The organism is Roseibium sp. MMSF_3544, assembly GCF_030732845.1.
Lineage (GTDB): Bacteria > Pseudomonadota > Alphaproteobacteria > Rhizobiales > Stappiaceae > Roseibium.
In genome coordinates, this window is the sequence record NZ_JASHKA010000040.1 from 24939 (window position 1) to 36720 (window position 11782).

Sequence of the window (11782 nt, forward strand, 5' to 3'; positions counted from 1 at the left end):
TCTCGGCTTCTGCTGCGCTCGGCCGGGATGACGATAGAGATGTCGTAGTCGAAAGGTTGATCAACTCACCCCTCCTTTTTGGCGATGGACCGCAGTTCCCGGCGGATGACCTTTCCGGTGGTCGTCATCGGCAATGCGTCAACAAAGGCGACTTCGCGCGGGTATTCATGGGCGGCAAGGCGCGTCTTGACGAACTCGGCGATCTCCTTTCCGAGCGCGTCGGTGGGTTCGATGCCCGCTTTGAGCACGATATGGGCCTTGACGATTTCTGTACGCTGGGGATCCGGCTTGCCCACGACGCCAGCCAGGGCGACCGCCGGGTGGCGGATAAGGCAATCCTCGATTTCACCGGGCCCGATGCGGTAGCCGGAAGAGGTAATGACATCGTCATCGCGTCCGACAAAGCGCAGCCAGCCGTCCTCGTCCCTTGTGCCCGTGTCACCTGTCAGTAGCCAGTCGCCGGCAAATTTCTTTTCGCTCGCATCCGGATTGTTCCAGTAGCCGAGGAACATCACCGGATCCGGGCGTTTGACGGCGATATTGCCCAAGGTGTTAGCGGGCAACTCGTTGCCCTCGTCGTCAACAACATCGATCTCGTGACCGGGCACGGGACGTCCCATGATGCCGGGACGGGCCTCCATGATCCGGCTGCAGCTTGAAACGATCATGTTGCACTCAGTCTGACCGTAAAACTCATTGATCGTCAGGCCGAAGGTCTTTCGGCCCCAGTCGATCAGTTCCGCACCCAGCGTTTCCCCGCCGGAGGCGACAGAGCGCAGATCGAAGCTCCAGCGGGACTTCGGTTCGGGGACCTGCCGCATCAGTTTCAGTGCGGTCGGGGGCAGAAACGTGTTGCGGACCTTTTGGTCTTGAAGAAGCTGAAAAGCCGCTTCAGCGGTGAATTTGGAGAACCTGCAGGCGATCACGGGAACGCCCAGATAAAGCGCAGGCATCAAGACATCGAGCAGGCCGCCGATCCACGCCCAGTCGGCCGGTGTCCAGATGCGGTCGCCCGGTTGCCCGAGAAAGTCGTGGCTCATTTCAACACCCGGCAAATGACCAAGCAGGACGCGATGCGCGTGCAGCGCGCCTTTCGGCTGACCTGTGGTGCCAGACGTATAGATAATGATTGCCGGGTCGTCGGCTGCCGTGTCGAACGGTTTGAACGTATCCTGGTGTCCGGCCATGTGACTGGCCAGATCTTCTGCTCCACCCTCTGCGCCGTCGACGTTGAAAACAGTCGTCAGCCCCGGCAACGTCTCTCTGAGCGGTGCCAGTTTGGCGGCGCCGGCATCGTTTGTAATCACAACCTTCGCGCCGGAATCCTTCAGCCGGTATTCCAGGGCCTCTTCGCCGAACAGCGTGAAGAGCGGGATCGTGATCGCTCCAAGTTTCAGCGCGGCAATATGCGCATAAGCGGTTTCCGGCTGTTGCGGCAGCAACACTCCGATCCGGTCGCCCGGCTGAACACCGCGGCTGACAAGCAGATTGGCAAGCTGGTTGGACAGGCGCTGAAGGTCGGCATAGGTATAGGTCGCCGTGTCACCGTTTTCTTCGACGTAAATCAGCGCTTCACGGCTCGGTTCCCGTTCTGCCCAGGCATCGCACACCGCGACGGCGATGTTAAATCGCTCCGGAATCGTCCAGGAGAATTTTTGAACTAACTCATCGTAACTTGCGGCATCAGGCAGCAGCATCCGTTTCCTCCGCGAGCGCAAGAAGCACGGTGCCGTCGGTGACCTGTTCGCCTTCCGCGACAAGCACATCTCCAATGGTACCGTCACGGGGAGCTTTCAGAGTGTGCTCCATCTTCATCGCCTCCAGGATGACCAGAGGCTGGTCTTTTGTGACGGGTTCGCCCGGCCCGGTGAACAAAACCTTGACCAGTCCCGGCATCGGCGCAATCACCTGGTCACCGGTCCCGGCCACTTCAGCGTCACTGCTCAACATATCCGGCAGGCCGACGGCAAATGCGTGGCCGTTCTGGAAGACAGTCAGCCCATCGCTTCCCTCTACGACGACAGCCTTTGCCCGATGGCCTTCGCAGTCATAAGTGAAGGTGCTGCCCTCGACCCTGATGATCGAATAGGTTCTGACACCGCTTTCCAGATGTACGGCAAAACGCCTGTTTTCCAGGGCGCGCACTTCAATGTCGCGCCGCTCGCCGCCGATCTCAAGGAGAGCGAACTGGCGGGAGGCGCTCCAGATGCGCCAGCCGGCCAGCGTCTCGAACGGGTCGTCGCCGAGCGCGGGCTTAGTCAGGCCGAGTGCGGCAAGCGCCGCGAGAGCAACAGCGTCTTCCGGTATTTGAGGCTCTTCGATCAACGCCGGCAGATCCCTGTCGATCAGACCGGTATCGACATCGCCGGCGGCAAACCCCTTGTGGCGGCATAGTGCGGCCAGAAAACCAGCATTGGTCACACAGCCTGCCACCTGTGTTGCCTCCAGTGCCGACAGCAATTTGCCGAGCGCCGCATCACGGGTCGGGCCGTGAACGATCACCTTCGCGATCATCGGATCGTAAAAGGGTGTGATTGCGTCTCCGGACCGGACGCCGCTGTCCACACGGGCCATCGTTTCCGGCAGCGCCAGATGTTCCAGCGTGCCGATGGCCGGCAGAAAACCCTTTGGCGCGTCTTCCGCGTAGAGCCTTGCCTCGAACGCCCAGCCAGAGAAGGAGAGATCCTCCTGCGACTTCGGCAAGCGTTCGCCTGAAGCGACACGGAGCTGCCAGGCGACCAGGTCCTCTCCGGTGATGAGTTCGGTCACCGGATGTTCCACCTGAAGACGCGTATTCATTTCCATGAAATAGAACCGGTCGGCGCTAAGGCCCTCGGTGACGTCGGCGATGAATTCAATGGTGCCCGCGCCCGAATAGTCGATGGCTCTGGCGGCCCTGACTGCGGCATCGCCCATAGCTGCGCGCATGTCGTCGGGCATGTCCGGTGCCGGTGCTTCCTCGATCACCTTCTGGTGGCGGCGCTGCAGGGAGCAGTCGCGTTCGAACAGGTGCACGGCGTTGCCGTGATTGTCGCCGAAAACCTGAATTTCGATATGGCGTGGCTTGGTGAGATATTTTTCGATCAATACGCGGCCATCGCCGAAGCTGGCCTTGCCTTCGCGCTGCGCACCTGAGAGCGCGTCCAGAAAATCGTCCGGATTGTCGACGCGGCGCATGCCCTTGCCGCCGCCACCGGCCCGGGCCTTGATCAGAACTGGATATCCGATCTCCTCAGCTTTTGCTTTCAGAAACACCGGGTCCTGGTTGTCACCATGATAGCCCGGTACGACCGGAACACCGGCTTCTTCCATCAGCGCCTTGGCGGCGTCTTTCAGACCCATGGCGCGAATGGAGGTCGCGCTTGGACCAATGAATGTGATGCCGGCTTTTTCAAGCGCTTCGACAAAATCCGGGTTTTCCGACAGGAAGCCGTAGCCGGGATGCACTGCTTCCGCTCCGCTTTTCCGGCAGGCCTCGATGATGGCGTCGATCTTCAGATAGCTCTCGGCGACCGGCGGCGGGCCGATACGGAACGCCTCGTCGGCCATGGCGACATGTTTGGCATTTGCATCTGCATTCGAATAGACCGCGACGGTCTTGATGCCGAGTTTTCCGGCTGTGGCCATCACCCGGCAGGCGATTTCGCCGCGATTGGCAATGAGGATTTTCTTGAACATCAGTCTTCCTCCCTCTCAAGCGCGGCTGCCAGTTGCCGGTGGCTGTCGTCGTCGAAGGCGACGAGTGTGACGCGGTCTATCTCCGGTAAGTCCTTCAGGACACGCCTGATCGTTGACACTGCGCGTTCGGCCGCCTTGTCAGCCGGGTAACCGAAGACGCCTGTCGATATGGCTGGAAAGGCGATCGTTCTGCAGCCGTTTTCGGACGCGAGCTTCAGGCTGCTTTCATAGCAGGACGCAAGCAGTTCCGCTTCGCCGCTTGTCCCGCCTTGCCAGACCGGTCCGACGGTATGAATGACGTGTTTCGCCGGCAGGTCATATCCACGGGTGATCTTGGCCTCACCGGTTTTGCAGCCACCGAGCAGACGGCATTCCTGAAGAAGCTCCGAACCGGCCGCGCGGTGAATTGCACCGTCGACCCCGCCACCGCCAAGCAATGAGGTGTTGGCTGCGTTGACGATTGCGTCGACGTCCATCTTGGTAATGTCTCCGACAAGGCTCGTGATACGGCTCATGATCTACTTCCCGCGCTCCGCAGTTTGAAGATCCTCGATCATTCTGAAGCGCTCGCAGACAAGCCACATCTCGGGATCGAAGCCGCCGTTGCGCTCGAAATACGACTGGTGATCAACCCGCCATCCGGCAAGGTCCTTGTTCTCGCCCTCGGCCAATGCGAAGTCTTCCGGGACATCGCAAAACCGCATTGTCGAGACCTCAAGAGTTTCGATGACCAGCGCCGGCGTTCCGTCCCAGTTGAGCGCAATGTCCTTTCGGCCTTTGACGGGCATGGCGTCTTCACCGGATTCGAAATCGCGGAGCGCGCCGCAGGTCGCGGTCTTTCTGCCCGTTCGAACGAGTGCGATCAGGTCGCCGCTCAGCTCTTCGCTATCGCCGAATGTGAATGTTTCGGCTCCCGGGTAGCGTTGTTGCAAATGCTTGAGATCCATCTGACTTACATCCTGAAGAGGCCGAAGCGGGTGTCCTCGATCGGTGCGTTCAGCGATGCCGAAAGAGACAGGCCCAGAATGTCACGGGTCTTGCGCGGATCGACAATGCCGTCATCCCACAGACGGGCGGTTGCATAGAGCGGGTGCCCCTGTTCTTCGAACTGATCGATGATCGGCTGCTTGAACGCCTGTTCCTCGTCTGAAGACCAGCTGCCGCCCTTGCGTTCTATGCCGTCGCGCCGGACTGTGGCGAGGACACCGGCTGCCTGTTCGCCGCCCATCACTGAAATGCGGGAATTCGGCCACGTCCACAGGAACCGCGGCGAATAGGCGCGACCGCACATGCCGTAGTTGCCGGCGCCGAACGAGCCGCCGACAAGCATGGTGATTTTCGGAACCGACGTGGTGGCAACGGCTGTTACCAGCTTGGCACCATCCTTGGCGATGCCGCCGCTCTCGTATTTGCGGCCGACCATGAAGCCTGTGATGTTCTGAAGAAACACCAGTGGCACCTTGCGCTGGGAGCAGAGCTCGACAAAATGCGCGCCTTTGACCGCGCTTTCTGAAAAGAGAACGCCGTTGTTGGCGATGATCCCGACCGGCATGCCGTGAATATGAGCAAAACCGCAGACAATCGTTGTGCCGTAACGTGCCTTAAATTCGTCGAAACGGGAGCCGTCGACAACGCGGGCGATGACTTCGCGGATGTCGTAGGGTGTCTTCAGGTCCGCCGGAACGACGCCGAGAATTTCGTCCGGATCATAAGCTGGCTCTTCGGGAGTCTGAACGGCTAGTTGCGACGTCTTGGTCCGGTTCAGGCTGGCGATAGCACGTCTGGCCAGCGCAAGCGCATGGGCATCGTCGCGGGCAAGATGATCTGCGACACCGGACAGACGCGTGTGAACGTCTCCGCCGCCAAGATCCTCGGCCGAGACTTCTTCTCCTGTCGCTGCCTTTACCAGGGGCGGCCCGGCCAGGAAGATCGTGCCCTGGTTCTTGACGATGATGGTCTCGTCGGACATTGCCGGGACATAGGCACCACCAGCCGTGCACGAGCCCATCACGACTGCGATTTGCGCAATGCCCTTCGCGGACATGTTGGCTTGATTAAAGAAAATCCGTCCGAAATGGTCCCGGTCCGGGAACACCTCGTCCTGGTTGGGCAGGTTGGCGCCGCCCGAATCCACGAGGTAAATGCAGGGCAGGTTGTTCTGCTCCGCGATTTCCTGAGCTCGAAGGTGCTTTTTCACCGACATCGGGTAATAGGTGCCGCCTTTCACCGTGGCGTCGTTGGCAAGGATCATGACGTCCTGCCCTTCGACGCGGCCAATTCCGGCAATCATTCCGGCAGACGGCGCTGCGCCCGAATACATGTCATGAGCGGCGAGCATGCCGACTTCCAGGAAGGGCGAGCCTGGGTCGAGCAAACGGGAAACCCGCTCCCTCGGCAGGATCTTGCCGCGCGAGACATGGCGTTGCCGTGCCGTTTCGCCGCCGCCGTCAAGTGCTGTGCGAGCAGCAACCTTGACGCTTTCCATGGCAGCTTCGTGCGCCGCCTTGTTGGCGGCGAAATCGCTGCTTCTGGGGGAAAGACTCGATTTCAGGATGCTCATGTCATCCGGTCTCCGTTCGCGATGGTTTTGACCCGGGCGCAACGGCTTTTTGCACCATGGTCAGGTAAAGGTCCTCGACCTCTTTTTCACTGAGTCCGCCGCCTTCCCGGTACCAGGTCGGGATACCTGTCAGCATGGCAATGATGGCTCTGGTCGCGACCTTCGGGTCGTCCACGGCATAGCGGCCGTCAGCCAGACCGTCTTCGAGGATCGATGTCAGGACAGCCTCGTAGCGGCGCCGTTCGGTTTCGACGGTCTCGAAGTTGTCCGGTTCCAGGTTGCGCAGCTCCATGTAGGAGATGAACACCTCGTCGGCACGTTCCAGGTGATAGCGGATGTGAAAGCGGACAAACCGTTCGAGCGGGTCCATGGAAGAGGAGTTTTCCAAAGCGGCCCACGCGCCCAGAAGCTCGGCCATGTGGGTGAGCATCAGGTCTTTGAGAATGTCCTGCTTGGTCGGAAAATGATTGTAAAGCGCTCCTGGCCGGACGCCCACATCTGTAGCGATTTCGCGCATGGATACAGCGGCGTACCCGGCCTGCGCAAAGCGTCTTAGCGCAGCCTTGCGCACGCGTTCTGCGGTCTCCAGACCTTTTGCTCGTGATGCCGGTCTTGCGGCTGCAGTTGCCATGGCGTCCTCCTTGACAAGCTAATAAATGAACGTTCATTCATTTTCAAGTCCAAAGCTCTGAGAAATCGCAGAGAGCGGAGAATAAGGCTTGCGAACTGGCAAAACTGTCAAAAAACTTACATGGTTAAGTTGTTCACACTCTTGGTGAGTTTCGCCGTTTGAGATTTTTCAAAGGACCAATTGATGACCGAACAAGACGCAAAGACATGGGTTGAGGCTGAATGGGCGGATTCCCTTGATGAAGAACTTGAAATGGAAATTGACGACAATCTGGTCGCCAAGGACCTTCAGTTCATCTCCGACAAGAAACACAAGTCACCACTTGACCGGAACACCTATTTTCATGAGCTGCTGCGCCTTCAGGCGGAGCTGGTGAAGCTTCAGGACTGGGTTCAGCACACGGGCGAAAAGATCGTTGTTGTTTTCGAAGGCCGTGACGCTGCCGGCAAGGGTGGTGTGATCAAGCGTATTACCCAGCGTCTGAACCCGCGCGTTGCGCGCGTGGTCGCGCTTCCGGCGCCAACGGAACGCGAAAAAAGCCAATGGTATTTCCAGCGCTATGTGCCGCACCTGCCGGCGGCGGGCGAGATGGTCCTCTTCGACCGCTCCTGGTACAACCGCTCCGGCGTTGAGCGGGTGATGGGCTTTGCGACGGAAGATCAGGTCGAGCAGTTCTTCAACGACGTTCCGGAATTCGAGCGCATGATCGTGCGCTCCGGTGTCCGGCTGATCAAATACTGGTTTTCGATCACGGACGAAGAGCAGCAGCTGCGCTTCCTGATGCGCATCCATGATCCGCTGAAGCAGTGGAAACTCTCCCCGATGGATCTGGAGTCCCGTGTCCGCTGGGAAGATTACACCAAGGCGAAGGAAGAAACGTTCGAACGGACGAACATCCCTGAAGCGCCATGGTTCATCGTTGAAGGGAACGACAAGAAACAGGCCCGTCTCAACTGCATCAGCCATTTGTTGTCCCAGATGCCTTACGAGGAAGTTCCGCACGACCCGATCAGTCTTCCCGAGCGCCGTTTCAATCCGGACTACGAGCGCAAGGTTTTGCCGGAACATCTCTATGTTCCTCAGAAATATTGACAAGACTTGATCCGCTCACCCTGGGGCAATTCAGATCCCGGCCTTGCAGGCCGGGATTTTTTCGTGCCAACTGTTGCGTGTGCCTTGGAGACGGGAGATATCGAGAATGGACGGCAACAAGGTCCGCTGGGGAATCATTTCAACTGCGAAGATCGGCCGGGAGAAGGTCATTCCGGGCATTCAGGCCTCACAAACAGGCATCGCCGCAGCCATTGCTTCGCGCGATCAGGACAGGGCCAGGGAAACCGCAGACGCGCTTGGGATCGAAAAGGCGTATGGATCCTATGAAGAGCTGTTCGCCGATCCCGATATTGATGTGATCTACAACCCGCTGCCGAACCACATGCATGTGCCGATGACCGTTCAGGCCGTTGAAGCGGGAAAGCATGTTCTTTGCGAAAAACCGATTGCGCTGAGCGCGGAAGAGGCCTCCGAATTGCTGGATCTTCCGAGGGACCGGCTTGTCGCCGAAGCCTTCATGGTCAGGGCCCATCCGCAATGGATCCGTGCACGTGACCTTGTGCGTTCGGGTGCGCTTGGGGAGCTCAGGGCCATCCAGGGTCATTTCAGCTATTTCATGGACAACCCGGACAACATCCGCAACCGGGCCGACATGGGCGGCGGCGCGCTCATGGACATCGGCTGCTACACGATGCTCGCTGGGCGTTATTTCTTTGAAGGGGAGCCGGAGCGGGTGGTTTCACTGATCGACCGGGATCCCGATTTTGGAACCGACCGGCTCACAAGCGCCATCATGGATTTCGGTGCCGGGCGCCAGCTCTCGTTCACCGTCTCGACCCAGCTGACACCCTATCAGCGGCTTCAACTGTTCGGCACGAAGAAGCGTCTGGACATCATGATCCCGTTCAACGCACCTCAAGGTGGTGCTGTTACCTTGCGGCTGGACGACGGATCTGCTCTTGCCGATGGCTCTGCGCAAGACGAGACGATCGATCCGTGCGACCAGTATGCGGAGCAGGCGGATGTCTTCGGGCGTGCGGTTCTGGGCGAGAAAGTTATGACCTATGGTGTTGAGGACGCCCTTCAGAACATGAAGATACTCGATGCGATTTTCGCCTCGGCCGAAAGAGGCGGCTGGGTCGATGTGATGTAGGCCCCACGCCGGCGGCCAAACGTGCAGACCCGCCCGCGCCGAACCTGGCCGGGTCAACCAGATCGCTTGTGGATGTTTTCGTTAACTTGTTGAGTGCAGGTTTCGTGGCTGGAACACTGCAAGAAACAAGCGGGACCTGACGTGTCCGGTCTCGCTGACGCGCATTCTGAGTGTCGCACTATTGCTGTAAGATCGACGAGGAACGATTCAGGAGCGGACATGAGCGGATTACTTGCCCTTCTCGATGACGTTGCAGCCATTGCAAAGGTTGCGGCGGCTTCTGTCGACGATGTCCTCGGACAAGCCGCAAAGGCAGGATCCAAGGCGGCCGGCGCGGTCATTGACGATGCTGCCGTCACGCCGAAATACGTCACCGGCTTCAAACCCGCACGCGAACTGCCGATCGTTTGGCGCATCGCCAAGGGCTCGATGAAGAACAAGCTGATTTTTCTGCTTCCGGTCGGGCTTCTGCTAAACGAGTTCGCCCCTTGGACGATCACACCGCTTCTCATGCTGGGCGGTGCTTACTTGTGTTTTGAGGGTGCCGAGAAGGTCCATCACCTGTTTGCGCACAAGGAAAGTCATGCCGATTTGCCACTGGAGGAGGCGGTCGACGCGGTTCATCTGGAAGAACAGAAAGTCTCCGGTGCGATCAAGACCGACTTCATCCTGTCGGCGGAAATCATGACGATTGCGCTGTCTGAAATCCCGGAAAGCAATATCTGGATGGAAGCGGCCACCCTGGCGGTGGTCGCCATCGGCATCACCGTGATGGTGTACGGGTCTGTCGCACTGATCGTCAAAGCGGATGATGTCGGCCTCATGATGTCCAACAAGGGCCGCCTTGCTGCTGTTCGGGCGCTCGGGCGCGGCATTGTCCGGGCGATGCCCGGCTTTTTGAAAGTACTGATGGTTGTCGGCACCGCCGCTATGCTGTGGGTCGGCGGATCCATCGTCATTCATGGTCTGAAGGAACTCGGCGTCAAATGGCTCTATGACACCATTCACGACATCGCGCACGCAGCAGCGCACGCCATCGGCACTGCCGAAGGATTCCTGGCCTGGGCGGTCACCGCGTCGCTGGACGGTGTGTTCGGCCTCATCGTCGGGCTGATCCTGATCCCGATCGTCGCGAAGATCATCCTGCCCGTCTGGAACACGTTCCGGAAGGATCAGGGTGAAGTCGAGGAGCATTGACCTCAAAGGCACCCGCCCTGACCGCACCGCGTATCGCGTCGAATGTTCAGTCAGACAGGACATCAACGAAAAAACCCCGCCGAGGGCGGGGTTTTGAAACGGTTCTTTTGGACTGAACGCGCCTATTTCAGGGGCGCCAGCACCATCACCATCTGCCGGCCTTCCAGCTTCGGTGAGGATTCGACCTTGGCGATTTCGGATGTTTCCTCGCGAACCTTGTTCAGAAGGTTCATGCCGAGATCCTGGTGTGCCATTTCACGGCCCCGGAAGCGGAGCGTGACCTTCACCTTGTCGCCGTCACTGAAGAAACGCTGCATGCTTTTCATCTTCACGTCATAGTCATGCGTGTCGATGTTCGGACGCATCTTGATCTCCTTGATCTCGACGGTCTTCTGCTTCTTGCGGGCTTCTGCTGCTTTCTTCTGAGCCTGATACTTGTATCGGCCATAGTCCAGGATCTTGCAGACGGGGGGATTGGCGTTCGGCTGGATTTCAACAAGGTCCAGACCTGCATCCAATGCGATATCCATCGCTTCTTCGGTCGGCACGACGCCGCGGTTGGCGCCCTCATGATCAATCAACTGGACTTCGCGAACGCGAATTTCGTGGTTAGTGCGCGGGCCTTCCTTCGTGGGAGGCGGGGCGCGGAACGGACGGCGAATGGTCGCTAACTCCTCTATCGTTTCAACTTGGCGCCAGGTTTTGGCTCATTCAGATGCGCGAAAACCCTCGGAACTCGTGTACCAAGGTTTCCGTTGCATATGTCCTAGCGCCATTCGCTAAATTCCTGCGAAACCGGCAAAAAGTCAACCGAAATAAGCGGTTTTGACTCTTGCGGATGCGGCATTCAGGCGGGGCCGCGGGCACCTTTATCCGGTATCCCGTCGTTGCTGCCTGCTGTTGTAATCAGCAGGAGAATACCTCAAGTAAGGACTTGTCCTGAATTTTTAAAGGAGACGGCTGACTTGGACGGCGGGAAATTTCTGCTTCAACTCCTGAAAATTGTCTGCGGTTTCACTTTCGCGCTGATCGCCTGCGGCCTGTTTCTCGCCTGGGGGTTTTTTCAGGCGTCTCATCCGAACGAAAACCCGATCGCCTTCGGTGCGATGGTAGGAACAGGACTTGTCAGCGCGAGCGTTGTCGGAGCCACCGCGCTTGTGCCGGCGGGCATACTGATCGCGATTGCCGAACTGGCCCGCCTCAGAGGAATCGTCTTTCATCTGGCGGCGAGCGGAGGCATTGCCTTTTTGCTCTGGACGATCGGGTCCGGAGCGGAGAACGCGGACATCAGACCCGGAAGCGTTGTCGCGCTGGCGGCGGGTTTTCTGGCAGGCCTCGTCTATTGGGCTGTGGCTGGCCGCACGTCCGGATGCTGGCAGGCCCAAAAGAAATCCGTGGAACCGAAACCGGGAGCCTGATCGGCGAAATGATAAACTAGGGTACGGACCCATAAATGAAGCCGATTTGGCGGCATAAATGGCGAAATCACGCAAGGAAGCGTGTGAAGAGC

Annotated in this window: 11 protein-coding genes; 4 read left to right on the forward strand and 7 right to left on the reverse strand. The window is 58.8% G+C overall.

Going from position 1 to position 11782, the window contains the following annotated elements:
• Positions 1-65 precede the first annotated feature (65 nt).
• Genes RBB47_RS29830 through RBB47_RS29855 form a run of 6 tightly spaced genes read right to left on the reverse strand, consistent with a single transcriptional unit; the run spans position 66 to position 6869 of the window.
• Positions 66-1697 (reverse strand): acyl-CoA synthetase, encoded by a 1632-nt coding sequence (locus RBB47_RS29830; RefSeq protein WP_305989579.1) that lies wholly within the window; start codon positions 1695-1697, stop codon positions 66-68.
• Positions 1684-3678 (reverse strand): acetyl/propionyl/methylcrotonyl-CoA carboxylase subunit alpha, encoded by a 1995-nt coding sequence (locus RBB47_RS29835; protein ID WP_305989580.1) that lies wholly within the window; start codon positions 3676-3678, stop codon positions 1684-1686. The genes RBB47_RS29830 and RBB47_RS29835 overlap by 14 nt, the downstream gene beginning before the upstream one ends.
• Positions 3678-4193, reverse strand: a complete 516-nt coding sequence (locus RBB47_RS29840) for an O-acetyl-ADP-ribose deacetylase (protein ID WP_305989581.1) — start codon at positions 4191-4193, stop codon at positions 3678-3680. Before RBB47_RS29840 ends, RBB47_RS29835 begins: the two co-directional genes overlap by 1 nt.
• 3 nt (positions 4194-4196) lie before the next feature.
• Entirely contained in the window at positions 4197-4625 is a 429-nt protein-coding gene (locus RBB47_RS29845; protein ID WP_305989582.1) for an ASCH domain-containing protein, read from the reverse strand.
• Between the two features lie 5 nt (positions 4626-4630).
• Positions 4631-6238, reverse strand: a complete 1608-nt coding sequence (locus tag RBB47_RS29850) for a carboxyl transferase domain-containing protein (RefSeq protein WP_305989583.1) — start codon at positions 6236-6238, stop codon at positions 4631-4633.
• Position 6239: 1 nt separating this feature from the next.
• Positions 6240-6869 carry a TetR/AcrR family transcriptional regulator gene (locus tag RBB47_RS29855; RefSeq protein ID WP_305989584.1) on the reverse strand — a complete coding sequence of 210 codons (630 nt, stop codon included), beginning with the start codon at positions 6867-6869 and terminating at the stop codon, positions 6240-6242.
• Between the two features lie 183 nt (positions 6870-7052).
• Here RBB47_RS29855 and ppk2 point away from each other — a divergent pair, with 183 nt between their 5' ends.
• The 3 genes from ppk2 to RBB47_RS29870 all read left to right on the forward strand — a co-directional run bounded on the left by ppk2 (position 7053) and on the right by RBB47_RS29870 (position 10272).
• A complete protein-coding gene (gene ppk2, locus RBB47_RS29860) occupies positions 7053-7961 on the forward strand; it encodes a polyphosphate kinase 2 (RefSeq protein ID WP_305989585.1) in 909 nt (302 codons plus the stop codon).
• Positions 7962-8067: 106 nt separating this feature from the next.
• A complete protein-coding gene (locus tag RBB47_RS29865) occupies positions 8068-9075 on the forward strand; it encodes a Gfo/Idh/MocA family protein (protein ID WP_305989586.1) in 1008 nt (335 codons plus the stop codon).
• A 219-nt stretch (positions 9076-9294) separates the two neighbouring features.
• The gene (locus tag RBB47_RS29870) at positions 9295-10272 is read left to right on the forward strand and encodes a DUF808 domain-containing protein (RefSeq protein WP_305989587.1); all 978 of its coding nucleotides are present in this window, start codon (positions 9295-9297) and stop codon (positions 10270-10272) included.
• Between the two features lie 122 nt (positions 10273-10394).
• On the opposite strand, the gene infC is transcribed toward RBB47_RS29870, so the two are convergent.
• The gene (gene infC, locus RBB47_RS29875) at positions 10395-10934 is read right to left on the reverse strand and encodes a translation initiation factor IF-3 (protein ID WP_305989590.1); all 540 of its coding nucleotides are present in this window, start codon (positions 10932-10934) and stop codon (positions 10395-10397) included.
• A 303-nt stretch (positions 10935-11237) separates the two neighbouring features.
• Between infC and RBB47_RS29880 the strand changes: the two genes are divergently transcribed.
• Positions 11238-11690, forward strand: coding sequence for a translation initiation factor IF-3 (locus RBB47_RS29880; RefSeq protein WP_305989588.1), 453 nt, complete (start codon positions 11238-11240; stop codon positions 11688-11690).
• The last annotated feature ends 92 nt before the right edge of the window (positions 11691-11782 follow it).

Coding starts and splice junctions, on each gene's coding strand:
- RBB47_RS29865 (WP_305989586.1), top strand. CDS start 8,068: ATGGACGGCAACAAGGTCCGCTGGGGAATCATTTCAACTGCGAAGATC.
- RBB47_RS29840 (WP_305989581.1), bottom strand. CDS start 4,193: ATGAGCCGTATCACGAGCCTTGTCGGAGACATTACCAAGATGGACGTC.
- RBB47_RS29835 (WP_305989580.1), bottom strand. CDS start 3,678: ATGTTCAAGAAAATCCTCATTGCCAATCGCGGCGAAATCGCCTGCCGG.
- RBB47_RS29850 (WP_305989583.1), bottom strand. CDS start 6,238: ATGAGCATCCTGAAATCGAGTCTTTCCCCCAGAAGCAGCGATTTCGCC.
- RBB47_RS29870 (WP_305989587.1), top strand. CDS start 9,295: ATGAGCGGATTACTTGCCCTTCTCGATGACGTTGCAGCCATTGCAAAG.
- RBB47_RS29830 (WP_305989579.1), bottom strand. CDS start 1,697: ATGCTGCTGCCTGATGCCGCAAGTTACGATGAGTTAGTTCAAAAATTC.
- ppk2 (WP_305989585.1), top strand. CDS start 7,053: ATGACCGAACAAGACGCAAAGACATGGGTTGAGGCTGAATGGGCGGAT.
- RBB47_RS29845 (WP_305989582.1), bottom strand. CDS start 4,625: ATGGATCTCAAGCATTTGCAACAACGCTACCCGGGAGCCGAAACATTC.
- RBB47_RS29855 (WP_305989584.1), bottom strand. CDS start 6,869: ATGGCAACTGCAGCCGCAAGACCGGCATCACGAGCAAAAGGTCTGGAG.